The organism is Streptomyces tateyamensis, from assembly GCF_003205575.1.
Classification (GTDB): Bacteria; Actinomycetota; Actinomycetes; order Streptomycetales; family Streptomycetaceae; genus Kitasatospora; species Kitasatospora tateyamensis.
Genome location: NZ_PYBW01000027.1, coordinates 19,226 through 43,344 on the forward strand (window position 1 = coordinate 19,226; position 24,119 = coordinate 43,344).

23 protein-coding genes, 4 tRNA genes and 2 pseudogenes are annotated in these 24,119 nt (G+C 71.2%); 19 read left to right on the top strand and 10 right to left on the bottom strand.

Features of this window, described 5'->3' with window-relative positions; genetic code table 11:
• Nucleotides 1-20: 20 nt before the first annotated feature.
• The 7 genes from C7C46_RS08310 to C7C46_RS08340 all read left to right on the top strand — a co-directional run bounded on the left by C7C46_RS08310 (nt 21) and on the right by C7C46_RS08340 (nt 5,691).
• Nucleotides 21-1,154, top strand: a complete 1,134-nt coding sequence (locus tag C7C46_RS08310; RefSeq protein WP_110667325.1) for a hypothetical protein — start codon at nt 21-23, stop codon at nt 1,152-1,154.
• 72 nt (nt 1,155-1,226) lie between these two features.
• Complete coding sequence (locus C7C46_RS08315) at nt 1,227-1,604, top strand: type II toxin-antitoxin system RelE/ParE family toxin (protein WP_110667327.1); 378 nt, start codon at nt 1,227-1,229, stop codon at nt 1,602-1,604.
• Nucleotides 1,601-1,936 carry a helix-turn-helix domain-containing protein gene (locus tag C7C46_RS08320; RefSeq protein ID WP_110667329.1) on the top strand — a complete coding sequence of 112 codons (336 nt, stop codon included), beginning with the start codon at nt 1,601-1,603 and terminating at the stop codon, nt 1,934-1,936. The genes C7C46_RS08315 and C7C46_RS08320 overlap by 4 nt, the downstream gene beginning before the upstream one ends.
• Before the next feature lie 13 nt (nt 1,937-1,949).
• The gene (locus C7C46_RS08325; protein WP_327068229.1) at nt 1,950-2,210 is read left to right on the top strand and encodes a helix-turn-helix domain-containing protein; all 261 of its coding nucleotides are present in this window, start codon (nt 1,950-1,952) and stop codon (nt 2,208-2,210) included.
• A 341-nt stretch (nt 2,211-2,551) separates the two neighbouring features.
• On the top strand, nt 2,552-2,782 hold the full coding sequence (locus tag C7C46_RS08330) for a FitA-like ribbon-helix-helix domain-containing protein (protein ID WP_110667331.1): 231 nt from the start codon (nt 2,552-2,554) through the stop codon (nt 2,780-2,782).
• Nucleotides 2,779-3,183, top strand: a complete 405-nt coding sequence (locus tag C7C46_RS08335; RefSeq protein WP_110667332.1) for a type II toxin-antitoxin system VapC family toxin — start codon at nt 2,779-2,781, stop codon at nt 3,181-3,183. The genes C7C46_RS08330 and C7C46_RS08335 overlap by 4 nt, the downstream gene beginning before the upstream one ends.
• A gap of 84 nt (nt 3,184-3,267) precedes the next feature.
• A complete protein-coding gene (locus C7C46_RS08340) occupies nt 3,268-5,691 on the top strand; it encodes a helicase-associated domain-containing protein (RefSeq protein ID WP_146259015.1) in 2,424 nt (807 codons plus the stop codon).
• A gap of 126 nt (nt 5,692-5,817) precedes the next feature.
• On the opposite strand, the gene C7C46_RS08345 is transcribed toward C7C46_RS08340, so the two are convergent.
• The 6 genes from C7C46_RS08345 to C7C46_RS08370 form a co-directional block, all read right to left on the bottom strand.
• A complete protein-coding gene (locus C7C46_RS08345; RefSeq protein WP_110667336.1) occupies nt 5,818-6,243 on the bottom strand; it encodes a cytotoxic translational repressor of toxin-antitoxin stability system in 426 nt (141 codons plus the stop codon).
• A complete protein-coding gene (locus tag C7C46_RS08350) occupies nt 6,240-6,656 on the bottom strand; it encodes a prevent-host-death protein (RefSeq protein WP_110667337.1) in 417 nt (138 codons plus the stop codon). The genes C7C46_RS08345 and C7C46_RS08350 overlap by 4 nt, the downstream gene beginning before the upstream one ends.
• Before the next feature lie 177 nt (nt 6,657-6,833).
• Nucleotides 6,834-6,907 (bottom strand) — tRNA-Phe (locus C7C46_RS08355).
• A gap of 19 nt (nt 6,908-6,926) precedes the next feature.
• Nucleotides 6,927-7,000: transfer RNA gene (locus C7C46_RS08360), tRNA-Asp, on the bottom strand.
• A gap of 39 nt (nt 7,001-7,039) precedes the next feature.
• Nucleotides 7,040-7,112, bottom strand: a tRNA-Glu gene (locus C7C46_RS08365).
• A 112-nt stretch (nt 7,113-7,224) separates the two neighbouring features.
• Nucleotides 7,225-7,566 carry a metallopeptidase family protein gene (locus tag C7C46_RS08370; protein WP_110667451.1) on the bottom strand — a complete coding sequence of 114 codons (342 nt, stop codon included), beginning with the start codon at nt 7,564-7,566 and terminating at the stop codon, nt 7,225-7,227.
• A 196-nt stretch (nt 7,567-7,762) separates the two neighbouring features.
• On the opposite strand from C7C46_RS08370, the gene C7C46_RS34200 reads away from it, so the two are divergent.
• The gene (locus tag C7C46_RS34200; RefSeq protein ID WP_146259016.1) at nt 7,763-8,434 is read left to right on the top strand and encodes a hypothetical protein; all 672 of its coding nucleotides are present in this window, start codon (nt 7,763-7,765) and stop codon (nt 8,432-8,434) included.
• 215 nt (nt 8,435-8,649) lie between these two features.
• A complete protein-coding gene (locus C7C46_RS08380; protein WP_110667341.1) occupies nt 8,650-10,902 on the top strand; it encodes a DEAD/DEAH box helicase in 2,253 nt (750 codons plus the stop codon).
• A gap of 147 nt (nt 10,903-11,049) precedes the next feature.
• Here the strand turns inward: C7C46_RS08380 and C7C46_RS08385 are convergent, their stop codons facing one another.
• Complete coding sequence (locus tag C7C46_RS08385; protein ID WP_146259017.1) at nt 11,050-11,919, bottom strand: DUF3592 domain-containing protein; 870 nt, start codon at nt 11,917-11,919, stop codon at nt 11,050-11,052.
• 140 nt (nt 11,920-12,059) lie between these two features.
• The gene (locus tag C7C46_RS08390; protein WP_220040580.1) at nt 12,060-12,380 is read right to left on the bottom strand and encodes a hypothetical protein; all 321 of its coding nucleotides are present in this window, start codon (nt 12,378-12,380) and stop codon (nt 12,060-12,062) included.
• Nucleotides 12,381-12,505: 125 nt separating this feature from the next.
• Between C7C46_RS08390 and C7C46_RS08395 the strand changes: the two genes are divergently transcribed.
• The 5 genes and pseudogenes from C7C46_RS08395 to C7C46_RS08420 all read left to right on the top strand — a co-directional run.
• The gene (locus C7C46_RS08395) at nt 12,506-13,180 is read left to right on the top strand and encodes a nucleotidyltransferase domain-containing protein (RefSeq protein ID WP_110667455.1); all 675 of its coding nucleotides are present in this window, start codon (nt 12,506-12,508) and stop codon (nt 13,178-13,180) included.
• A gap of 115 nt (nt 13,181-13,295) precedes the next feature.
• A tRNA-Lys gene (locus C7C46_RS08400) sits at nt 13,296-13,368 on the top strand.
• 623 nt (nt 13,369-13,991) lie between these two features.
• Nucleotides 13,992-15,308 (top strand): YcaO-like family protein, encoded by a 1,317-nt coding sequence (locus C7C46_RS08410; RefSeq protein WP_110667458.1) that lies wholly within the window; start codon nt 13,992-13,994, stop codon nt 15,306-15,308.
• A gap of 116 nt (nt 15,309-15,424) precedes the next feature.
• Nucleotides 15,425-16,207: a hypothetical protein gene (locus C7C46_RS08415; RefSeq protein WP_110667344.1), complete on the top strand. Its 783-nt coding sequence runs from the start codon at nt 15,425-15,427 to the stop codon at nt 16,205-16,207.
• Between the two features lie 127 nt (nt 16,208-16,334).
• Nucleotides 16,335-16,823 (top strand): annotated as a pseudogene (locus tag C7C46_RS08420) (IS5 family transposase); the annotation flags it as partial.
• Between the two features lie 107 nt (nt 16,824-16,930).
• On the opposite strand, the pseudogene C7C46_RS08425 reads toward C7C46_RS08420, so the two are convergent.
• Nucleotides 16,931-17,560, bottom strand: a pseudogene (locus C7C46_RS08425) (phosphotransferase); the annotation flags it as partial.
• Between C7C46_RS08425 and C7C46_RS08430 the strand changes: the two are divergent.
• Nucleotides 17,557-18,081 (top strand): DUF4386 domain-containing protein, encoded by a 525-nt coding sequence (locus C7C46_RS08430; RefSeq protein ID WP_245984297.1) that lies wholly within the window; start codon nt 17,557-17,559, stop codon nt 18,079-18,081. The pseudogene C7C46_RS08425 and the gene C7C46_RS08430 sit on opposite strands and share 4 nt — an antisense overlap.
• Before the next feature lie 200 nt (nt 18,082-18,281).
• Here the strand turns inward: C7C46_RS08430 and C7C46_RS08435 are convergent, their stop codons facing one another.
• Entirely contained in the window at nt 18,282-19,937 is a 1,656-nt protein-coding gene (locus C7C46_RS08435) for a hypothetical protein (RefSeq protein WP_146259018.1), read from the bottom strand.
• A 552-nt stretch (nt 19,938-20,489) separates the two neighbouring features.
• On the opposite strand from C7C46_RS08435, the gene C7C46_RS08440 reads away from it, so the two are divergent.
• From C7C46_RS08440 to C7C46_RS08455, 4 genes are all read left to right on the top strand, one after another.
• Nucleotides 20,490-21,731 (top strand): cytochrome P450 family protein, encoded by a 1,242-nt coding sequence (locus C7C46_RS08440; protein WP_110667351.1) that lies wholly within the window; start codon nt 20,490-20,492, stop codon nt 21,729-21,731.
• A gap of 49 nt (nt 21,732-21,780) precedes the next feature.
• A complete protein-coding gene (locus C7C46_RS08445; RefSeq protein WP_110667353.1) occupies nt 21,781-22,485 on the top strand; it encodes an HAD family hydrolase in 705 nt (234 codons plus the stop codon).
• A 47-nt stretch (nt 22,486-22,532) separates the two neighbouring features.
• Nucleotides 22,533-23,303: an SDR family NAD(P)-dependent oxidoreductase gene (locus C7C46_RS08450; protein ID WP_110667355.1), complete on the top strand. Its 771-nt coding sequence runs from the start codon at nt 22,533-22,535 to the stop codon at nt 23,301-23,303.
• A gap of 138 nt (nt 23,304-23,441) precedes the next feature.
• Nucleotides 23,442-24,104, top strand: coding sequence for a ScbR family autoregulator-binding transcription factor (locus C7C46_RS08455; RefSeq protein WP_110667357.1), 663 nt, complete (start codon nt 23,442-23,444; stop codon nt 24,102-24,104).
• The last annotated feature ends 15 nt before the right edge of the window (nt 24,105-24,119 follow it).

The window sequence follows — 24,119 nt, forward strand, 5'->3', positions numbered from 1 at the left end:
GACCCGCTAGGGTCGCGGCGATGAGCGAGTACCAGTACTACGAGTTCCTGGCGATCGACCGGCCGCTGACCCGCGAGGAGCAGGTCGAGCTGCGGGCGCTGTCGACCCGGGCCCGGATCACCGCGACCAGCTTCACCAACGAGTACCAGTGGGGCAACTTCCGGGGCGACCCCAGGCGGATGGTGGAGCGGTACTACGACGCTCACCTCTACCTGACCAACTGGGGAACCCACCAGGTGATCCTCCGCCTGCCCAAGGGACAGCTCGGGCCGAAGACCGTGGAGCCGTACTGCTTCGACGGGTCCGTCGAGGCATGGACGACCACGACCCACCTCGTCCTGGACCTGCGCAGCGAGGACGAGGGCGGGGACTGGGACGAGGACGCCGAGGACTCGCTTGGCGCCATCGCCGGGGTGCGGGCCGAGCTGGCCTCCGGGGACCACCGCGCCCTGTACCTCGCATGGCTGTCCGCCATCGGCGCCTGGGAGCTGCAGGACGACGATGAGGAGGCTTACCAGGACGAGGTCGAGCCCCCGGTCCCGGCCGGCCTCGACCGGCTCACCGCACCGCAGCGGGCGCTCGCGGACTTCCTGCGTGTCGACGACGACCTGCTCGCGATCGCCGCCCAGGCCAGCCCGCCGGCCCCCGCACCTCGCAAGCGGCCTGGGAGGAAGGAGTTGGCGCCACTGATCGCCGCGCTTCCCGAGAAGGTGAAGAACGACCTCCTGCTGCGCCTGGCGCTGGGCGATGAGCCTCAGCTGGAAGCCGAGCTTCTGCGCCGCCTGCACGGCGAACCGCCCGTCGCGACGGTGCCGGGGCAGCGCTCGGCTGCAGAACTGCTGGATGCCGCGCACACGCTGGCCACCGAGCGCCGGCAGGGTGCCGAGCGGGTTCGAGTCGAGGCACGGGCAAAGAAGCTGACCACCCTGGCCGCTGACGAGCAAACGATCTGGCGCGAGGTCGAGAACCACGTCGCCCGCAAGCAAGCAGCCCGTTACGACACCGCCGTGGCCCTCCTGGTCCAGCTCCGTGATGCGTGTGACCACGTCGGGCGCGGCCCGGAGTTCCGGCAGCGGCTGGCCACGCTCCGCAAGCAATACCGGCACCTGCCAGGCCTGCTGCGCCGGCTCGACGACCGGGCCCTGCGAGGCTGACGCCACCTGCATGCGCGGGCGCTTGAAACGAACCGACGGCCCATACCATCTGCGTGATATACAGTGGATGGTATGGGCGAGCGCTACTCCATTGAGCTGGAACCGGAGGTGCGTCTCTGGCTTGCCATTCTCACCCCGCAGCATTATCGGCAGGTCGAGGAGAAGGCTGATCTCCTTGCCGAGTACCCAACCACGCTCGACGAGCCGCACTCGCGGAACCTGGGTGATGGGGTGCGGGAACTGCGCCTCGGTCTGAGCGGGAACGCGGTGCGGATCAGCTACTGGCTGGCGCCTGGACGCCGCATCGTTCTGCTCACTGTCTTTCGCAAGACCCGAATGCGTGAGGAAGCGGAGGTCAAGCGAGCCAAGGCTGCCAAGCTGGTGTGCGAGACCGGGCATCCGGTAGCTCATGAGATCTACAGTCGCAACACGGCGGAGGAGGAACGGTGAACCACGCACGCTGGCAGCTGGCTCGGGACAAGCGCGCGATCCACGGGGAGTTCGAGCCCCCCGCGATCATCGCCGAGCGAGAGCAGATTCGTCTGGCCATGGCGCTCGGTCAGCTGGTCTACGACCGGCGTACCCAGCTGGGTCTGAGCGAGGACGAGCTGGCGGTTCGCCTCGGTAGCACAGCTGACGAGGTGGAACGCATCGAGGTTGGTGGAGTCCTCCCGGTCACGTCCGACCTGCTTCTCCGGATTGCCGCGGCTCTGGAGGTGTCCGTGGACGTCCATCTGGCGACCTCGGGCACGGCAGTCAGCTTCGCCGCTCGCGCCGCATAGCCGGGGGGAAGCTGTGGACTACGGGCAGCAGTTGTCGGCCGCTCTGCGGGACAGGCGAAGGCAACTGGGGATCTCCCAGACCGAACTCGCCCGGCGGGCCGGCATGACTCAGCCTGGCATCTCCCGCGTGGAACTGGGGGACACGACCCCGACCCTTCCCCTGCTGGCGCGGCTCGCCGAGGCGTTGGAGGCGGACCTCGACATCCGACTGGCCCCCCTGGACGGAAGGACGACGATGCGCTTCGTGCCCCACCGTCACGCCGATGCGGCGTGACGGTGGGGGCGGTGGAGTTGCGGCAAAGACGCGGAGGGCCTGACCGTCCGCCGTGCCGTTGGCGTCAACCGGCACGAAAATGCCGCCGAAGCGAGCTGCTTCGAGGGCATCGTTCCTGGTCAGGCTATGTGGCCAGGGCCGGGTTCGAACCGGCGACCTTCCGCTTTTCAGGCCAAGCCGGGGCGGCGGGATGCCCCTGTTTGGGTGACTCTACCTTCCATGGAAGGCCGCCATCGGATGCCATCGTCCGGGTCGGTTGGCGTCAGCGCTGGCGTCAACCGGCAATCCTGCGCAGCGCGCACGTGATGGCACTTTGCAAGCGTTGCAGTTAGAATGCATGCATGACTGCGATCACCATTCGTGAGGTCCCGGACTCGATTCTCGAAACTCTAAAGGTCAAGGCGGCCCAAGGCGGAAAGAGCCTTCAGGCGTACCTGCTCGACCTTGTCACCCGTGAGGCGGCCACGCCGACCCTGGCCGAGATGATGGCCCGCCTCGACCGGGAGACCCGTGCTGAGGTCAGTACGTCGGACGTCCTTTCTGCGATCGACGAGGGGCGGGAGCGCCGGTGAACCTGAGCGTCGTCATCGACTGCTCTGCGTTGGTTCGGGTGCTCACCGACCACGGTCCCGCCGGCTGGGCCGTCCGCGACCGACTCCGCGGGCTGGATGCGCTCGCTGCCCCTAGCCTGCTCGACTACGAGCTCGTCTCGGCCCTGTTCGGCATGGTGCGCGGCGGCAAGCTTGCGGAGAAGGAAGCGGTGAAGGCCGTTGCCGACTACCAGGCCCTCGCCATCACGCGACACGAGACGCTGATCCTGTGGCAGCGCGTTCGAGAACTCCACCACAACATCAGCGCCTACGACGCGCAGTACGTGGCGCTGGCCGAGACCCTCGGTGTGCCACTCATCACCAGCGACGCCAGAATCCAGCGCAGCGGCGCGGCCAGGTGCAGCATCGAGGTCTTCGGGTAGCCGCGGAGACCGGCCGGTGAAGGCGGTCGGGCCGAGTTCAAGCCTCGTGGCCCGTCCTCGTCGGCCACTCGCTACGCTTGGTGCGTGAAAGCCGCACGAAGCCTCGCGATCTGGCTGGCCGAGCGTACTCCCTCGCAGTTGACCGAACTGCTGGAACAGCGCGAACTCCCGCACGCAGCCAGGGTGGTGAACCTGACCGACCTGGCCGGCCATCTGCTGACGGACGCCTCGACGGCCCTCGGATTGACCGAGGTCAGCCTCGGGGACCTTCAACTGCTGATCGCTGTGGCGACCTTGGCCGAACGGCTGCACGGTCCGCTTCCGGCCGTCCCGTCGGCTCATCACCTGCTCACGAGCTACGGCGGTCGTTCACCGCGGCTCGACGCGCCCGCGGTCGACCCTGCTGACCGGTCCGTGACCCGGGATCAGCTCTTCCGATTCCTGCAACTCGACGGCGCGGGGCGGTCCGCGGCGGAGGCCGCGCTGTCGCGTCTGACAGAGCGGGCCCTGGTGCTCCCCTCGGCCGGAGGCAGGGTCACCGTTCCGATCCTGGTCCACCGCCAGGCGGGCGAAGGCGGCGGTTACGGCCGGCCCGCCGAGCAACTGCTCACCGAGGCCTTCAACGCCCCGGAGATCCACCGCATCGCGCAGGGGCTGGGGCTCGCGAAGGCGCGGACGCGAGACGAGGCGCAGCGGCAGATCGTGGACGTGCTCAGGGACGCGAAGCGCGTACGCGCCATGGTCGCCGAGGCGCCGCCCGCGGCGTTGGACCTGCTGGACAAACTGGTTCCGGGCCCGCCACTGCTGCGCACGCACTGCTTCGTCTCCCGGTACGGCGGCTTCTACCCGGCTGCCGGAGGCAAGTTCACCTTCCGGGAAGGCGGCTCGGGAGATCCCGGCACGGACTGGCTGGCCGCCCGCGGCATGGTCCTTCCGGTGGATGAGGACCTGGCGGAACTGCCGCGCGAGGTGGCCGACGCGTTGCGCGACCACGACCGCGCGCCGAGCTACCAGTCTGCCCCTCCCCGGGTCGAGGGGACGGTGGAGATCCCCGGTGGTGCAGTCGAGAGCCAGGCGCAGGCGGCGTTGGCCGAGGCTGCCTCCCGGGTCGAGCTGATGCTCCGCCAGATGGCCGTGCAGCCGCTGGCCGTGCGTAAGGCAGGTGGGATCGCGGTCCGGGACACCCGCCGGCTGGCGAAGGCGGTCGGATTGCCGGAGGAGCAGGTCCGGTTGTGGCTCGACCTGGCGAACAACGCGGACCTGATCACCCCTTGCGCTGAGGAACCTGGGGCCCCGGCGAGAGCGCGGGGCCGCACGCGTCGCCCGGAACCCCAGCCGCCTGCCCGGATGCTGCCCACCGAGCGGTACGACGAGTGGCTGGCGGCTGCGCCCGCTCAGCGGCTGCTGCCGCTCGTCGCCACCTGGGCGGTGGTGCCCGAGGTGTTCAGCCATTGGCCGGACGATAACGACACCCCGGTCGCGCTGATCGCGCCGGAGGACGGCGAGGCCGTCGATCTGCGCCATGCCGTGCTGGAGGCTCTGGCCACCCTGCCGGCCGGTCATGGAGTCGCCACCGGCAAGTCCGCTCGTGCGCGGGCGACCGCTCTCGCCGGTCTCGTCGCCACGGCGGCCTGGTTCCGTCCGACCGCCCTCGCCCGAGGTTCGTGGGAGGAAGAGCGGGTCGAGGCGACCCTGGCGGAGGCAGAGCTGCTCGGGGTCGTCGCGCACGGAGCGCTGACTCCGCTCGGGCATGCCGTGCTCGGGTTCCTGAGGGCGGGCGCACACCGCTACTTCCCCGCCGTTCCGGGGGCCGGGCCGGCGCTGCGCGACCATCCTGCGCTGGCCGACGCGGTTCGGCAGCTGTCCGCGGCCCTGGACGTGCTGCTGCCCTCACCGCAGACCACCGCCCGGTTCCAGGCGGACCTGACGGCCGTGGTCGCCGGATCTGGCGCACCGGAGCTGACCGACCTGCTGGCCGCCTGTGCGGACCGGGAGTCGGAGGGGCATGCCGTGGTGTGGCGGATCACCCCTGCGACGGTGCGCCGGGCGCTGGACTCCGGATGGGACGCCGCCGAGCTGCTGGCCCGGTTGGCCGACGTCTCCGAGGGCGGGCGGCCGCTTCCGCAGCCCCTGGAGTACCTGATCAAGGACACCGCGCGGACCCACGGCCGGATGCGAGTGGTGCGCTCCGCGTGCTGCATCCGCTCCGACGACGAGGCACTGGTGTCGGAGCTCGCCGCAGCCCGTGCGCTGGCCAAGCTCGGGTTGCGACGGATCGCGCCGACGGTGCTGATCAGTACGGCCGAGCCCGAAGCGACCCTCGCCGCGCTTCGATCTGCCGGCTACGCCCCCGTGCTGGAGGCGGAGACCGGGACGACGGTCATCGAGAAGGCCCGCCGGGAACACGGCCCCAACCGCATGCCGTCACTGTCCGGAGCACGACCGCGCCACGGCAAGGGACCGAGCACTGCCCAGTCGCTGGCGGGCGCGTTGCTGGCGGGCCGGTGACCAGGGGATCGCCCCAAGCGTTCGGGCAGGGGGGGTGTGCACCGCATGGTGGCGGTGAAGTCACCCCGGAGCTCCCAGACGCGGGGTAGGAGCTGGACGCGTTGAATCCGCAACGAAGGCAGCGTGTCAGTGGCCCTCGGTCCAGAACTGCTGTAGCCGCGCGATCGCCTGGGCCTTGTCCAACTCGGCGACCTGGTCCTCGGTGAGTCCGACGCGGTTGATCAGCATGTGGACCAGATCCGCGGGGAGTGCCTCGCGTGGTGGCTCGGGCGCGCCTCGATCGGGAAGCGTGCCGTCCAGGACGCACGGCCAGAAGGCATCCTCCGTCACGTCCAACTGGTCGCGGAGGATGTGCGCCCACATGCTCGCGCCGTACACGGTGCGGTCGACCGGATGCGACACCCGAGTACGCAGGATCCGCCCATCGGGGAGCCCGAACTCATAGGTGATGTGGTGGGTACCGGTGCGACCGCGCGCGTCACGTACCCGATCCCAGCCTTCGACCTTGCAGAACTGCTCGTGTCGTTCGCGTGTCGGCTGAGGCCAGGTCACTTCGCGACTCCGAGCAGCCAGTCGCGGAGCTGCGCGTCGTCGCTGAGACCGATCAGCTGGACCAGGCCCCAGTTGTCGCGATGGTTGGGCGCGTTCAGAAGCCGGTCCTGCCAGTCCTCCGCGTACTCGCGCAGCGCGTCGACCATCTCGTCGATGGCCTCATCGAACGTGCCGCCATCCGCGGCGACCGGGAGGCCGGGGAAGAACACCGACCAGCCACCGCCCTCGGCGACCACCTCGGCCTTGGATGGGCACAGCAGCGTCAGGGCGTGGCGTAGCCGCCCCGCATCGACCACGGCCGCATATCCGGTGTCCCGGCGAACGGTCGCGACCCGGCCCTGCCCGGCTGCGTCCAGTAGGTCCTTCAGGTGCGCTCGGGCTTCGGTGTAGCTCTCGTAGTGGACCGCTGCCATGGAAAGCCTCCTCGTCCGAGAACCAGAGTCGCGCCTGGCATGAAGTACGTCAAGTACTTCACGTACTTCCGGTGCGATAGGAGGACGGTGACCGTCCGCTGTGCCGTTGGCGTCAAACGACGCAAAAATGCCCCCGAAGCGAGCTGCTTCGAGGGCATCGTGCCTGGTCAGGCGATGTGGCCAGGGCCGGGGTCGAACCGGCGACCTTCCGCTTTTCAGGCGGACGCTCGTACCAACTGAGCTACCTGGCCGCATCCCTTGCGGGATGAGCGATCCTGACGGGACTTGAACCCGCGACCTCCACCTTGACAGGGTGGCGAGCTAACCAACTGCTCCACAGGACCTTGCTGCAACCGGAATCTTGCGGCTCCGACTGTACTACGTGCCCCCAACGGGATTCGAACCCGTGCTACCGCCTTGAAAGGGCAGCGTCCTGGGCCACTAGACGATGAGGGCTTTTTGCCCGCCGTGCTGTGTTCCAGCGGTCGGGGACGTTGAGAAGCATATGGGATGCGGACAGGATCACCAAAACGGTTAGGGAGTGTCCTGCGGATCGTCCCTGGTGGGCTCAGGACCAGCCGAGTTCGTGCAGTTCGTCGTCGTCGAAACCGAAGTGGTGGGCCACCTCGTGGATCACCGTGGTGCGCACCTCGGCCACCACCAGCTCCTCGGTCGGGCACAGCCGCAGGGTCGGGCCGCGGTAGACGATGATCCGGTCCGGCAGCACCCCGGCGTACCACTCGCCGCGCTCGGTGAGCGGGGTGCCCTCGTAGAGGCCGAGCAGGTCGGGGGTGGCGGGATCGGGTTCGTCCTCGACGAAGACCGCCACGTTGTCCATCATCGCGGCCAATTGCGGAGGGATCTGGTCGAGCGCGTCGCTGACCAGTGACTCGAAGGCGTCCCGGCTCATCTGCACGAGCCCATTGTCGCCACGTCGGGTGAGGCGGCGCCAGGTAGGCGCCAGGTATTCACCGCCCGGCCGTGTCCCCGGTGGCGGTGGCGCGTTGGGCAGCGGAAGGGCCGCCGGTCGGTGCGGCCGGGGCGGGGCGAAGACGGAGGCGGCGGCGATGGTTCCGGCGGGTGCGAGCGGGCGTGCGGTCGGTCGGGTGGCGTCCGGGGTGGCCGCCCGGCGGCGTCCGGGCCGGCGCGGGTCGGTGGCGGCGCGGGTGCGCGAGGCGCGGCGGGCCCGGGCGGCGCGGGGGGCGGTGTTCCGCTCGATGGCGGTGCGCACCGCGGTGCTGGCGCTGGCCGGGCTGAGCGCGGCCGGGTGCGTGGAGGTGGGGGCGGACGCCAATCAGCAGCCGGCGGGCCACGCCTCCGGGGTGGCCAGCCCGAGCGGGCGGGCCTCGGGCGGGTCGGCCGGCGGCGGGCACGCACGCAGCAGCGAGCGGGTCGGCGCGGGGCGGTCCGAGGGGGCGTCAGGAGCGGGTGCGGGGGCGCAGGCTGGGCAGGTAGCGCCGGTGAGCGACCCGAGCCCCGGGGTGTCGCCGGCCCCCGCGCTGCCCGGTGGCGTGGTGCCGGTGCCCGGCCGGCCGGCCGAGCAGTCCTCGCCCGCCGGGCCCGGCGGGCACGGGGCGAGCGGCGGCGCTCCGTCCGGGGGCAGCGGCGGCAACGGCTCGGCCGGCCCCTCGGGCGCCCCCACCCCGGAGCCCAGCGTCTCGGCGGCACCCAGCTCCGGGGGGCATCCGACCCCGACCCCGGTCGCCTCGGCCACCCCCCAGCCCTCGGCAAGCAGCGCCGGATCGGTGTCCGGAGCCCCCGGATCCGCCGCGCACTAGCGCTTCCCACCTCGGAAAGGAGCGGTCAGCCAGCACGTTTGCCTCTCATGTGATGGCTCGGCTATGGTGGTAGATCGTTCGTTTGATCCATTTGACTGGCGCCCTGTTCCGATCGGCGCCCTTGGCGCGTTCCGGCGATCCGTGGCTGACCGCACAGAGGCGGTTGAAACTCAGACCCCCGGACTTTGGCGCGTGCCACTTCCGGAAGGTTTTGCATGTCTCTCGTTGACGACCGCTTCGTCATGCCCGCTGACACCCAGGACGAGACGGTCGACGCCGCTCAGGCCGACCTGGTCGACGACTCCGTCGACACCGACCTCGACACCGACCTCGCTGCCGACCTCGCTGCCGACTCGGCCGAGGTCGCCGAGCCCACCATCACCTTCGGTGACCTGGGCCTGCACGACGACGTGGTCCGCGCCCTCGCCAAGCGCGGCGTGACCACCCCGTTCCCGATCCAGGCCGCGACCATCCCGGACGCGCTGGCCGGCAAGGACGTCCTCGGCCGTGGCCGCACCGGCTCCGGCAAGACCCTCAGCTTCGGCCTGCCGCTGCTGACCCGCCTCGCCGACGGTGAGCGCACCAAGCCCAAGCACCCGCGCGGCCTGATCCTGGTCCCGACCCGCGAGCTGGCCATGCAGGTGGCCGACGCACTGGAGCCGTTCGGCTCGGTGCTCGGCCTCAAGCTCAAGGTCGTCTGCGGCGGCACCTCGATGTCCAACCAGATCTACGCGCTGGAGCGCGGCGTCGACGTCCTGGTCGCCACCCCCGGCCGCCTGCGCGACCTGCTGAACCGTGGCAGCGCCAAGCTCGCCGACGTGCAGACCGTGGTGCTCGACGAGGCCGACCAGATGGCCGACATGGGCTTCCTTCCCGAGGTCACCGAGATCCTCGACCAGGTGCCGGTGGGCGGCCAGCGGCTGCTCTTCTCCGCCACCCTGGAGAACGAGATCGACAGCCTGGTCAAGCGCTACCTGAAGGACCCGGTCACCCACGAGGTCGACCCGTCGGCCGGCGCCGTCACCACCATGACCCACCACATCCTCGTGGTGAAGCCCAAGGACAAGGCGCCGATCACCAACGCGATCGCCGCCCGCAAGGGCCGCACGATCATCTTCGTCCGCACCCAGATGGGCGCCGACCGGGTCGCCGAGCAGCTGATCGAGGCCGGTGTGAAGGCCGACGCGCTGCACGGCGGCATGACCCAGGGCGCCCGTACCCGGGTGCTGGGCGACTTCAAGGACGGCTACGTCAACGTGGTCGTCGCCACCGACGTGGCGGCCCGCGGCATCCACGTGGACGGCATCGACCTGGTGCTCAACGTGGACCCGGCCGGCGACCACAAGGACTACCTGCACCGCTCGGGCCGTACCGCCCGGGCCGGGCGCTCCGGCGCGGTCGTCACCCTGGTGCTGCCGCACCAGCGCCGTGGCGTCTTCCGCCTGATGGAGGACGCGGGCGTGGACGCCTCGCGCCACATCCTGGACCACGCGTTCGACGCCGAGGTCGCCAAGATCACCGGTGCCCGTTCGCTGGTCGAGGTCCAGGCGGAGAGCGCCTCGGGCATCGCCGGTGCGGCCGAGCGCGAGGTGGCCGAGCTGGCCAAGCAGCTGGAGCGGGCCCAGCGCCGGGCCACCGAGCTGCGCGAGGAGGCCGACCGGCTGTCCGCCCGGGCCGCCCGCGAGCGGGCCGAGCTGGGCATCGAGGAGGAGGCCCCCGAGGCGGCCGCCGAGGTCGAGGCCCCGGTCGAGGTGTCCGAGGACCGCGAGGAGCGGGTGCCGGCCTACCGCGAGCTGCGCAACGAGCGTCCGGCCCGCGAGGAGCGCGGCGAGCGCCGTTCCTTCGGTGACCGTCCGGCCCGTTCCTTCGGCGACCGGGACCGCGACCGCGACCGTGACCGGGACAACCGTGGTGGTGGCGAGCGCCGTTCGTTCGGTGACCGTCCGGCCGCCCGTTCCTTCGGCGACCGCGACCGGGACCGTGACAACCGCGGCTTCGGCGGCCGGGAGCGCGACGAGCGCCGCTCGTTCGGCGACCGTGACCGTGACCGGGACAACCGTGGTGGTGGCGAGCGCCGTTCGTTCGGTGACCGTCCGGCCGCCCGTTCCTTCGGCGACCGCGACCGTGACAACCGCAGCTTCGGCCGCGACCGTGACGACCGCCGCTCCTTCGGGGACCGCCCGGCCCGCCCGTACGGCGAGCGCTCCTTCGGTGGCGACCGCTCCTACGGCGAGCGCTCCTCCTCCTTCGGCGGTGACCGCGACAACCGCGGCGGCGCCGGCAGCAGCAGCCGGCCGTTCGCCCGTCGCGACGACCACCGCTCGGGTGGCCGCCCGCAGGGTGGCTCCTCCTTCGGCGGGGACCGCGGCGGCCGCTCCTTCGGCGGTGACCGCGACAACCGCGGTGGCAGCTTCAACGGCGGCGGCGGCTTCAACGGCGGCGACCGCAAGCCGCGTTGGAAGAACTGACAACTGACAGTGCGCACTGACGGACCGTGAACCGGCGGACCGTGCGCCGACGGGCCCGACCACCTCGGTGGTCGGGCCCGCCGGCGTTTCGGCGTGACGGCAGGGCAGCGGTGGGGCGTGGCAGCCGTGGGTCGGGGCAGCGGTGGGTCAGCGGTTGCCCAGGCCGGCGCCCACGCTGATCAGCACCCCGCAGCAGGCCAGCGCGGCGAGCAGGCCGACCGCCGTGGCGGGGTGGGCGGGCAGTCGCTCCCCGCTGCTCGGCGAGCGGTCCAGGGCGAACAGCAGCGGGTCCTCCGGCAGGTGGCGCACCAGCAGCGGGGCGGCGCCGACCGGGTAGCCCTGGCGGCTGTGGGTGCTCAGGTCCACCCCGGTGACCCGCTCGCCGCCGACCGCGGTGAAGCTGACCACCGGGTGGTACCGGTGGGCCCCCTCGGCACCGCCGTCCACCACGAAGGTGCCGACCAGTTCGGCGGGGGTCAGCACGCCCTTGTGGCCCAGCCGGGTGCGCCAGTGCGCCCGGGAGGTGTGCCGCCCGAGCAGGGTGGCGGTGCCCAGGGCGAGGGCCGAGCAGCCCAGCACGCTGCTGGTGGCGATCGCGTCCGGGTCGCGCCAGCGGGTCAGCACCAGGGCCACCGAGCCCAGCGTCATCACCAGCAGGCTGACCAGCGCCGTGTCGAAGACGCTGGTCTGCGGTCCGGCCTGGAAGTGCTCCGGGCGGTCCGGCAGGTAGCGGACGGTGATCGGCTGGCCGGGCCAGCCGGCCAGCGGGACCCGGCCGCAGCTCGGTCGCCCGACCACCTCCCGCTCGGTGGTGGGGTCGGTGAACCGGATCACCGGGCGCACCGAGTCGGTGCCGTGCCGGTGCTCCACCAGCACCTCGGCGACCGTGCCCGGCACCTGGGTGCCGCAGCGGGCGAACCTGGTCAGCCGCAGGCCGGCCGCCGGCACGCCCGCGACCAGCAGTACCAGCCCTGTCCACCAGCCGAACATCAGTACTTCCTGGCTGAGTTGGTCCATCCGCCCCTGCCCCCGACCGTCTGAGCCCGTCCCTGCGGTGACTCCCCGTCGCCACGCACGGCCACCTGGGTAGCCGTGGGGATCCTGCCCCGTTCCCGGGGCGGCCCAACCCCGAACGGGTGGTGGAGGTTCCGGGTGGGTTATCGGGCGGTGGGGCGGTGGTGTTCGGCCAGCGCGGCGGCCGCGGCCACCACGCCGGTGACAGCGAGTACCGAGGGCCAGGCGCCGATCCGCTTGGCGAGCGGGTGCGAGCCGCCGAACGCGGCCAGGTACAGACCGGTCAGCGCCACCGCGGTGCCGGGGCCGGCCTGCCGGTGCCAGCGGCGAGCCGCGCCCGCCCCGGCAGCGGCCAGCACGGCACCGCCGAGCTCCCGACGGCCGGTCAGCCGGGCGGCGGCGTACCCGCCGATCAGGCCGGCGGCGGCGAGGGCGGGGGTGCGCAGGGCGGGCAGGGCGGGCATCGGCGTTCTCCGTTCGGTGGTGGACGTCCGTTCGGTGGTGGACGTCCGTTCGACCATAAACCTGGTGCGGTCGCCGACCGGGGCCGGGCAGACTGCCAGTCCGATGTCGACCAGGGGTGGTCCTGATGCACGTACTACTGGCGGGGGTGGTGGGTTCCACCGCCTACGGGCTGGCGCACGCCGGTTCGGACCTGGACCGGCTGGGCCTGTACGCGGTGCCCACCGAGGAGCTGCACGGCCTGGAGCGGCCGAACGAGTCGGTGGTCAGCACCGAGCCCGACCGCACCTTCCACGAGGCGGCCAAGTGGTGCCGACTGGCCCTGGCAGGCAACCCGACCGTCTCCGAACTGGTCTGGCTGCCGGCCGAGCTGTACGAGGTCAGCACGCCGCTCGGAGCCGAACTGATCGGGCTGCGCGGGCACTTGCTCAGTGCCCCGGCCATCCGCTCGGCCTACCTCGGGTACGCCACCCAGCAGTTCCGCAAACTGGCCGGCTCGATCTCCAGTCGACGGGCCAAGCACGCCCGGCACCTGGTCCGGCTGCTGGAGCAAGGGGTCCGGCTGCACGAGACCGGCGAGCTGCGGGTGCGCCTGGCGGACCCGGAGCGGGTCCGGGAGCTGGGCGAGCGGATCGCGGCCGACCCCGCGCTGGCCGAGCCGCTGCTGGCCGCGGCCGCCGAGCGGCTGGCCCGCCCCGGCGTGCTGCCCGCGACCCCGGACCGGGCCCCGGTGGAGGACTGGCTGCGCCGGGTCCGGCTGGCCCACCTGAGCGCGCCCCGGCCTCGGGCGCACGCGGCCTGACAGCCCGGCAGTCCGCCCGGGTGCACGCGGCCCAATCGGCTGGCGGCTCGGGCGGGTGCACCGGGTAGGATCACCCCGGTAGGTGCCGTCCCCACCGGACGGTCCACCCGCCGACGGGCCGCTAGCTCAATTGGCAGAGCTGCGGACTTTTAATCCGTAGGTTCAGGGTTCGAGCCCCTGGCGGCCCACTGTCTTTGACAATTCCAAGCCTGCGACCTGCGCAAATACGTGGGCATGTCAAATTTTCTCGAAGGTGGAACCTGCGGATTCAATCCGTAGGTTCCACCTTCGGCCCGTTTTCTGCTCATTATGCGGCGATTCTGGGCTGAAATTGACTTCGACATCCCTGCAGTGTGCCCGATTTGGGTGGTTTGGCACGTGGTTCTGGGGCAGGGGTGACGCAGGGGTGACGTCGTGTGCACGCGGCGGTCGGCGATCCCGTGATGGCTCGGACGGCCGGCCCTCGGTGGCGGGCGCTACTTGAGGGTTCGTCGGGTCGGGTGGCCGGGCAGGTGTTCCGATTGGCGGTGACGGGATGCGGCGCTTTCGCGGTTGGGGTCCTCGGGGATGGCGGTCAGTGTGGGGTAACGCTCTGTCATGGGCGACCGGATTCCTGTCTCTTGTCGGGAGATGGCGGGAGAGGCCGTTCGACGGTGTGCGGATGATGATGGGGCGTCGGTGGGCGGTGGGTTTGTGGTGGCGGGAGCGGGCGCATTCCTGGAGGGCCTGCTGGATGAGGCGGGCGGTGGCCTCGGCTCCTTGGTGCGCGAGTTGGGGCATGACTGACAGGTAGATAGCGGCGGTGGTGGCGATGCTGGCGAGGCCTTCCTGGTACTGGATGACTTTGAGATTGACGCCGGCGCTGTTCGGGATCCCGACCTTCGCCGCGTTCGTCTGGTCCCCGTTGTTCCCGATCGTGTGCGCCGGCTCGGGCTCCCACATGGACCCGGAGGTTGCAGTGTCCAGAGCGCTCACCGAGGCGGTGCAGAGCCGGCTGACCGAGATCAGCTCCACCCGTGACGACATCCCCTCGGACCTTGACCTCTACTGGAAGGGAACGCCGTCGGCCGAGGTCAGCGCGATCCTGGCGACACTGCCTTCGGGGGTGAGCGCGTCGGTGGTCCCCGCCAAGTACTCCAGGGCCGACCTGCACGCGGCGCGGGACAAGCTGCTGAGCGGCGGTAAGCCGATCCAGCTGCATGTGGCCTCCAGCCAGAAGCCGATCCACATCAACACGATTGCCCCGGCCGTGGACGGCAGCGGCCTGCAGATCGGCTTCGACACCAACGACGGTGCGGTCAAGGCCGCCGCGAGCCCGCTCGACGGCTCCGTCAGCACCGACGAGGTCAAGGCCCTGACCGACAGTCTGACCGGCGTCCCCACGTCGGTGACCAACAAGCCAGCGCCGGAGAACACTTCGCGCCAGCAGGACTCGTCTCCGTTCTACGGCGGCGCGGCCCTGATGAACCCCACCGGCGGCATCTGCTCCAGCGGGTTCGCGGTGGCCAAGTCGACCGGCGAGCACCTGCTGACCACCGCACTGCACTGCGACGGCGGCAACGGCGAGTTCAAGACGTACTGGGGCGGCAGCGCGGTCGGGCTGTCGACCACCTACAACGGCTACGCCAACGACGACATCCTCGGCCTGCAGCTCAACGGGCGCTCGTCCGCCGGCTACCTCTACGACGGACCGGCGCTGGAGACCGATGGCTACGCCAAGCCCGTCTCCGGCTGGGGCCAGAACTACGTCGGCGACTACGTGTGCACCGACGGGGCCAACTCCGGTGTCCACTGCAACGTCCAGCTCACCCAGACCGACATCGGCGTCGGAGGCGTCGGCGGCTACTGGCGACCGCACACCGACCTCGGCTTCGCCACCTCCTACACCCCCGACGGCATCGCCGCAGCCAACGGTGACAGCGGCGGTCCGGTGTTCGTCGGCCGCAACAACTACACCACCGACGAGGCGCGCGGTACCATCACCGCCCTGGACCGGACGGTCACCTGCCCCTCCAACGAGCAGGTTCTCGACGCCGGTGTCCGCACGCCCTGGTGCCTGGCCGGCGTCTACTACGTGCCGATCGGCCAGACCCTGAGCGACATGGGCTGGACCCTCGTCACCCAGTAACCGCGAGGGCCGGTGGGCGGATCGAGCAGTGACCGCCCACCGGCCTTTCCCCGGTGCCAGAGTGCTGGCAGGCTGGGGAAGCGCCAATCAACCGCCGAAGCCCCTGGAGCCAGGTCGTGAGCGAGACCCCGCGGTTCGCCCGCCGCACGCTGTGGATCGCCGTCGTGGTCCTGGGCCTGGCCGCGTCCACGGTTGGCTGGATGGCCTGGGACCGGTCCGGCATCCACAAGGCACCGGTAGCCGGCGACCTGCTGCTCAGCGCGGATGGCCGCACCCTCACTGCGGCCGTCTCCTGGACCGACTGCGAAGACCGGCCCAAGCTGATCGCCCACGAAACCGCCCACGGCGTCGGCGTCGCCCTGGAGATCAAGCGGCACGTCCAGGCCTCCCCGAACACCGTCTGCGACGGCTGGCAGGACAAACTCATCACCGCCACGCTGCACGAACCCCTTGGCGACCGCCCGATCAACGACACGCAGACCGCCGCGACAATCACCCCCTTCAAGGCAAGCGCACTTCTGGCGCCCCAACACCTCCCCGCCGGCTATGCCGCAGCCGACACGGTGGCCGTTGCGGACCACAGCAAGTCCCCGTTTACCAGGGGCGGCACAGCGTCATGGACGACCACGTATATCCGTGACCGCAACGCAGGTGGCGACGCCGGCGGCATCAGCATCACCCAGGCTCTCGGAGAGCACCCTGACCCCCCGGCGACACCGGTCACCATCAACAACCACGCCGGCAGCCTTGTGACCTCCCCCGGCAACCGCTACACCGTCAACTGGGTGGCAGAGGGCTACACCTTCACCGTCAGGATGAGCGACCGGCGGATGACAGAGAACGACGCCGTGCAGATCGCCGACCAGCTCGCCCCGGTGGGCACCTCAGCCGCCAGCTGACGGTAATCCCCACCCTCCGCGGCCCGTGCCGCCCGGCCGAACGGCTTCCGCCAGCCCTGCCCGCGCTACCGCCGGCTGGCCAGTTCCTCGCCCGCCCGCGCGGCCGCTGCCCGTGCCTGAACGCCCTGCTCGCGCAGCGGTCGACTCCAGCCACATCCGCGCGATGAAGGGCGGGCAGGCCACTGGTCCGTCCCCAGTGGACCGGGGCAAGGCCGGCAGCAAGCACCATCTGATCGTCGAGGCGCACGGCATTCCGCTCGCGGCAATCACCACCGGTGGCAACCGCAACGACGTCACCCAACTGATCCCGCTGATCCAGGCCGTCCCGCCGATCCGCGGCAAGCGCGGCCGGCCACTGCGCCGCCCCAAGCACCTGTACGCCGACCGCGGCTATGACCACGAGGTCTACCGGGACAAGGTCCGCCGGTTCCAGATCACCCCGCACGTCGCCCGGCGCGGCACCGGGCACGGATCCGGCCTGGGCGTGCACCGCTGGATCGTGGAAGGAGCGATCGCGCTGCTGCACTGGTTCCGCCGACTGCGCATCCGCTGGGAGATCCGCGACGACATCCACCACGCGTTCGTCACCCTCGGCTGCGCCGTCATCTGCTGGTGACGACTGCGCACCACACGCTGTTGAGCGTAAGGGCAAGCGATGCGCTCCAGGGGATGGCCTGCTCGATGCGGCAGAACGCATACGTGGCCAGTCCGGCCCCCACAGCCTCACATCCGGGATCTCAGCACGTCGACCTCACAGCCCGGCGCGAAGGGGTCGAAGCCGTGCTCGACCAGCCAGCGAACCCCCAGCAGGCTTCGCAACGACCACCAGGCGTGGATCACGTCGAGGTCGACATCGGTGCCATAACCGGCGATGACGTCGTCGAGGTGCTCCTCGTGTCCGAGCGTCAAGGTGGCGAGGTCGAACAGGGCATCACCCCGGCCCGCCTCGGACCAGTCGATGATGCCCGTGACCTCGTCGCCGTCGACGAAGACGTGATCGATCTGCAGGTCGCCGTGCGTGAACGCCGGAATCCACGGCCGGAGCGCGGCCTCGGCGACCTGGCGGTTGCGGGTGACCAGGTCGGCGGGCAGGACGCCGTTCGACACCAGCAAGTCGCACTCGCCGTCGAGTTCCGCCACCAACTCGTCGGGACTCCGGCGGCGCCGACCGGCCCAGGGCGGCAACGGTGCTTCGTGCAGCTTCCGGATGGCGGCGCCCGCCGCGGCCCACGCCGCCGGCGACGCGGTTGACGGCTCACCGAGACGGCCGAGCGCCGTCCCCGGGAGTGCGGCGATCGCGAGGACGGGCGCCTTGCGCCACAGGACCTCCGGGGTCGGGACCGGCGCGAGTGAAGTTCACCCTGTACCCCGTCACCCGGCGGCACGGCGAAGGCCTCGCCGTCGGCTACCTCGGTCTTCGTACCCTGGAGGCCGCCGTCATCACCGTCGGCATCGTCAGTCTGCTCTCGGTCGTGACGCTGCGTCAGCATTCTCCGCAGGGCACGGACCCGGCCGCGCTCCTCACCACGGGCAGGGCGCTGGTCGCGGTCCACGACTGGACCTTCCTGCTCGGGCCCAACTTCGTCTGCGGAGCCAACACGCTGGTGGCCGCCTACCTGATGTACCGCTCGCGGCTCGTGCCGCGCTTCATCGCCGTCCTGGGGCTGGTCGGCGGCCCGCTGATCTTCGCTTCCGCGATCGCCGAGCTGTTCGGCCTCTACCCGCAGGCCTCGGGGGTGGGGGCGCTCACCGCGATACCGGTGTTCGCCTGGGAGTTGACCTTGGCCATCCGGCTCATCACCAGGGGATTCACGCCGCCCGCCGTCGCGATCGACGACGAGGCCGCCTTGCCGGCAGGCAGTGTGCTCCGCTGACGGCACGGCCCGGGAAGCCGGACTCCAACCGCTGAGCGCGTGCTCGACGGCGGCTGCCTGATCAGGCAGCCGCCTGGCGGCCGCCCCGGCGCGCCGGGTGCGCCCGGGGCGCACCGGCCGCTGTCTGCTGGGTGCAGGAGATGCCACGGCCCCGGGGCCGTCGTACGGACGGTCCCAGGGCCGGGTGGGTGGAGCAGGAGTCAGCTGTGCGCGCCGGCCTTGCGGCGGCGGACGGTGAAGACGGTCCCGGCGCCGATGGCGAGGACGGCGAGGCCGACGCCGGTGATCGTGCCGAGCCCCTGGGCACCGGTCGAGGCGAGGCCCTTACCGGCGGGGGTGGAGCCGCTCGATGCGGGAGCCACCGCAGAAGCGGTGCTCGCGGGGGCCTTGGTGGCGGCCGGGGCCGAGGTCGAGGCCGACGGGGCCGGGCGCGGGGCCGGCGGCGGGGTGGTGGGGCTGCTGGTGGGGACGGAGCCGCTGGCCTGAGTGCCGAGGGCAACAGTGGCGGCGTTGTTGGCCTTGTTCGGGTCCCAGGGCATGCCGGTCTCCTGTTCGCCCTCGTCGAGGGAGGGCAGGGTGACCAGGGCGGTGGAGCCTGCGGCCGGGTCGACCTGGAGGGTGAAGTCGTAGGAGGCGCGGTAGCCCGCCGCGATCCAGGGGGAGGTCTGGCAGCTGTAGCGGACCTGCGTGTCGCTCTTGAACTGGTTGTCCAGGCGGCACTTGTCGGGGGTCTGGAGGACCTTGGCCTGCTTGGGCAGGGTGAGGGCGACATTGGCCGGGTCGGAGCCGGAGCGCCAGAAGATGGCGGCGGGGCCGCTGCTGGTCATGCCGACGGTGAGCTTGCCCTGCTTGCCGCCCGCCTCGGGGGCCCAGGCGCCGAAGGCGGCGAAGTCGGCAGTGTTCTTGACCTGGGCCTGCAGGCTGATGCCGCCGCCGTTCGGGTTCAGGTCGGTGACGTCGCCGGGCGCGGGGGTGGCCTCGGGCTTGCCGACGGTCAGGCGCGGGCTGGCGGCCGGGCCGGGGGTGAACGTGTAGTGCGAGCGAACCCAGGAGCCGGGGCCCGGGTTCTGCGGGCTCACGGAGATGTCCTCGTACGCGTCGTAGGCGGAGGAGTTCACGGTGAACCCGACCGGGTCCAGCTTGGCGGTCTCGCCAGGGGCGAGCGGGGAGTGGACGGTGCAGATGACAGCGTCGCCGTCCGGGCTGGTGCCGTACTCGCAGTTGGAGAAGCGCGGCGTGAAGTCGAGGCCGGTGACACTGGTGAAGGTGTAGACGAGCTGGGGGGCCGTCAGGTCGCCCTTGTTGGTGACGACCAGGTCGGGCTTCCAGACGTCGCCGGGCTTGAGGTCCTTGTTCGTCGGCACCGGCTGGCCGGTGAGGCGGGTGCCGCCCAGCATGACCTTGGTGTCGGCGGTGGCCGGCGCGGTGTTGCCGCTCATGAAGTGGGCGCTGTAGTGGACGGTGCCGGTGGCGCCGGGCTTGGCGTCCTTGACCGCGAGCAGCGGCAGGTCGAGCTGGCCGTGGCCCTGGTACAGCGGGACCTGGGCGCAGGTCAGGACGGTTCCTGCAGCGGTGCAGCTGTGGTTGTTGTCCTGCACGGTCGCAATGCCGGTGATCTCGCTGGTGTCGATCGTGAGGACGGCCCAGGAGGTGTTGGGGCCGACGGTGTCGGTGTTGAGGTCGAGCACCAGGTAGGTGTCGCCCGAGTGGTCGTTCGGGTTGGCTGCCGGGTCGACGGCGACGAAGCCGGCTGCGGTGAGCTTGAGCACCGGATCGGCGGCCTGGGCAGGCGCCGCAGCGCCGCCGATGGCGAGCGCCGACACGGCCGCAGCCAGCCCGATGAAGCGAGGGCGCAAGATGCGCATAATTCCCCCGAGTTAAGCATGAAGTATTCGATGAATATCAACGTACGACCGGACACCTTAGGTGGCATCGCTCCGCCAGGAGGGGCCCAACCGGGCACTTGGGACAGAATGGTCGTTACGTTCGCGAGGTTTTGCCAAGATGTGACCCAGAATCGTTCATGCGAGGTCACCGGGCCACCACACCGGCAGGGTCGTTCGAACTTGCGGTGGATGCTTCCCGGTGGATTGTGCCGTCCTGGGGGCTTCGGATCCCGGCGACGGCGCTCGGGCGCTCGGCTCGACGGGTCGGCCGCGTGAGACGTTCGCTCTGTAGCCGTGGCGGCGAGCTCCTCCGAGGCCAGGTCGGATCACCGCTGACCTGGCCTTGTTGCGGGTCGGGCGACGGTCGGCGGGTCTGGGTGGGGCGGGTATTGATCATGTAAAACTTTGTGTGACTACTTGTGCTGGCGGCTAGTTCCAAGATCAAACTTTTCCTCGCTGAAGTGTTGACCGGTCAAACAGTCTGGGGACCGGGGCTTCGCCACCCTCAGAGAGGACGTTCCATTGCAATCGACGTACTGCCCTTTCAGCCTCGATCCGACCGGGCGTGAGGTCCACGCGCAGGCGGCGCAGCTGAGCGAGCTCGGGCCGGCGGTCCAGGTCGAGCTGCCCGGCGGGGTGCTGGCCTGGTCGATCAACAGCACCGAACTGGCCCGGCAGCTGTTCACCGACCCGCGGGTGTCCAAGGACGCCTACCGGCACTGGCCGGCCTGGATCAGCGGTGAGGTGGACCAGAGCTGGCCGCTGTCCATGTGGGTGTCGGTGCAGAGCATGCTCACCGCCTACGGGACGGACCACACCAGGCTGCGCCGACTGGTCGCCAAGACGTTCACCGCCCGGCGCACCGCGGCGCTGCGGCCGCGGATCGAGGCGCTCGCCGAGGAACTGCTGGCCGCCCTCGCCGAGCTGGCGCCGGATCAGCCGGTGGACCTGCGGCACGCGTTCGCCTTCCCGCTGCCGATCGGGGTGATCAGCGAGCTGCTCGGGATCCCGGACGAGGTCCGCGCCGACCTGCACCGCGTGGTCGACACGCTGTTCCGCACCACCGTCACCTCCGAGGAGGCGCAGGCCAACCAGGTCGAGCTGTACGGCCTGCTGGCCGGCCTGGTGGCGGCCAAGCGGGCCGAGCCGGGGGACGACCTGGCCAGCGACCTGATCGCCGTGCGCGACGAGGACGGGCAGACCGGGCTGACCGAGAAGGAGCTGCTGGACACCCTGCTGCTGGTGATCGGAGCCGGCCACGAGACCACCGTCAACCTGCTCGACCTCGCGGTGCACGCGCTGCTGCGCGATCCCGCGCAGCTGGCGCTGGTCCGCTCCGGCGCGGCCGACTGGGACGACGTGATCGACGAGACCCTGCGGGTGGCCAACCCGGTCGCCAACATTCCGCTGCGGTACGCCGTCGAGCCCATCGAGGCGGGGGGCGTGCTGATCGCGCAGGGGGACCCGATCCTGATCTCGGTCGCGGCCGCCGGCCAGGACCGGGCGGTGCACGGGGAGCAGGCGGGGCAGTTCGACGTGACCCGCCCGACCCGTGCCGAGCACCTGGCCTTCGGCCACGGCGTGCACTACTGCCTGGGGCGCCCGCTGGCGGTGCTGGAGGCCCGGGTGGCGCTGGCCGCGCTGTTCGAGCGCTTCCCGCACCTGCGGCCGGCAGTGGCAGAGGAGGAGTTGGAGCCGCTGGAGTCCTTCATCTCGCGGGGCCACCGCAGCCTGCCCGTGCTGCTGGGGCCGGCCGCCCGCTGAACCGGGGCCCGGCCCGAACCACCAGACCACCGATCCACCAGGGGGAACCATGATCGATCCGCTGCACACGCTGCGCCTGGCCGCGGTCAACATCGACGGGGTGATGCTGAACGACTCGTTCAGTCCCGTCATCCACCAGTTCGTCACCGCCCGCGGCGGCAGCTACACCGCGGAGCTGGAGGCCGGCCTCTTCTCGCAGTCGCAGCTGACCGCCGCCCGGACCTTCGCCGAGGTGATCCCCACCCCGCTGCCGCCCGAGGAGCTGGTGCGCGAGTACCTGGCCGAGCGCGCGGCGTACGTGGCCGAGCACCCGGTCCACCTGCTCGACGGCGCGCTGGAGCTGCTGGCCGTGCTGCGCGGCCTGGGCCTGCGCACGGTCTGCTACGGGGGACTGGAGAAGGACCACTTCGACCGCTACCTGGGCGCGCACGCCGAGCTGTTCGACGGCCCGGGCTACGTCTGCACCAACGACTTCCGGCCGGGTCTGCGCGAGATCACCACCGAGCTGTTCGGCCTGGAGTACCGCCAGGTGCTGTTCATCGACGACGTGGCGCGGGTCGCGGAGCAGGCCAAGGCGCTGAGGGTGCCGTTCGTCGGCCACCCCAGCCACTACCCGCACAGCCATCAGCGGGCGGCGATGGAGCGGATCGGCGTGCGCCACCTGGTCCGCTCGCTGCACGAGATCGACGCGGCGCTGGTGCGCCGGCTGGACCGGGAGGCCGCGGCCGACACGGTCTGGCCGGCCGACCGGTGAACCGCCTGTCCCGAAACGATCCACTCTTCACCACGGGGGAATACGAGATGTCCGAGAACCGCGGACTGCTGGCCGGCAAGGTCGTGCTGGTCACCGGAGCGAGCAGCGGGATCGGGGCCGCCGCGGCCCGGGTCTTCGCGGAGGAGGGGGCCGCTCTGGTGCTGACGGCCCGCCGCGAGGACCGGCTGGCCGAGCTGGCCGGGGAACTGGCGGCCGGCGGCGCACAGGTGGCCCAACTGGCCGGCGAGATCACCGACGGTGCCCACGTGGCGGCCACCGTGGCGCTGGCCGTCGGGCGCTTCGGCCGGCTGGACGGGGCGTTCAACAACGCCGGCACCGGTGCGAACCCGGTCCCGCTGCACCTGATGGACGACGAGGTCTACGACACCCTGATGGACGTGAACGCCCGCGGCGTCTGGCTCTGCCTCAAGCACCAGATCGCCGCGATGCTGGAGACCGGCGGCGGCGCGATCGTCAACACCAGCAGCGTGGCCGGGGTGGTGGCAACGCCGGTGGCCGCGCCGTACGTCGCCTCCAAGCACGCGGTGGTCGGACTGACCAGGGCCGCGGCCGTGGAGTACGCGAAGCACGGGATCCGGGTCAACGCGGTGCTGCCGGGGCTGACGCGCACCGAGCTGGTCGAGGAGTGGTTCGCCCGGTACCCGGGCATCGAGCAGCAGTTGCAGCAGGCGGCGCCGCAGTCGCGCACCGCGGACCCGGCCGAGGTGGCGCAGGCGGCGGCCTGGCTGCTCAGCGACCGGTCCTCCTTCGTCACCGGTGCGGCGGTGCCGGTGGACGGTGGTGCGACCACGATCTGACGGTGGATCACACCGAGCCCCGGCCGGTGGCGGCCGGGGCTCGGCGGGCCGGATTTCGCACGCCAGAAACCGGACATCACTGCCCGAAATAAGGTACGGTCTGTTCGGTTTGTTCTTGGCCCGGCAGGGAGGTGGCTGATGGCACAGCAGGAGCGGGCGATTCGCACGCGGCGGGCGATCCTGGAAGCGGCGGCGACGGTGTTCGCCGAGCGCGGGTACGCCGCGGCCACCATCGCCGAGATCCTCGCGCAGGCGGGTGTCACCAAAGGCGCGCTCTACTTCCACTTCGGGTCGAAGGAGGAGCTGGCCCGCGGCGTGCTCTCGGCCCAGGTCTCCGGCGGCCGGCCGGTGCCGCAGGCCTCCAAGCTGCAGGAGTGGGTGGACGTCGGCCTGGTGCTCGCCCACCGGCTGCCGCGCGACCCGATCCTGCAGGCCGGCGCCCGGCTGACGCTGGAGCCCGAGGTGCGCGAGCTGCTCGGAGAGGAGGGCGGGACGGCCTGGGCTGCCTGGGCCGAGGTCTCCGCCGGGATGCTGGCCGAGGCGCAGCGGCGCGGTGAGGTGCTGCCGCACGTAAATCCGAAGGAGACCGCCGAGTTGATGGTGGGCACCTGGACCGGGGTGCAGCTGGTCTCGCAGTTCTCCAGCGGCTGGGCCGACCTGGAGATGCGGATCGCCGCGCTGTTCCGGCACTTCCTGCCCGCCATCGCCGTCCCGGCCATCCTGGGGCACCTGGACACCTCGCCGGAGCGCGGTGCCCGACTGGTCGCCGAGGCCGACCAGCAGGTGGCCGACCAGGGCTGACGCCCCGTCGGCCAC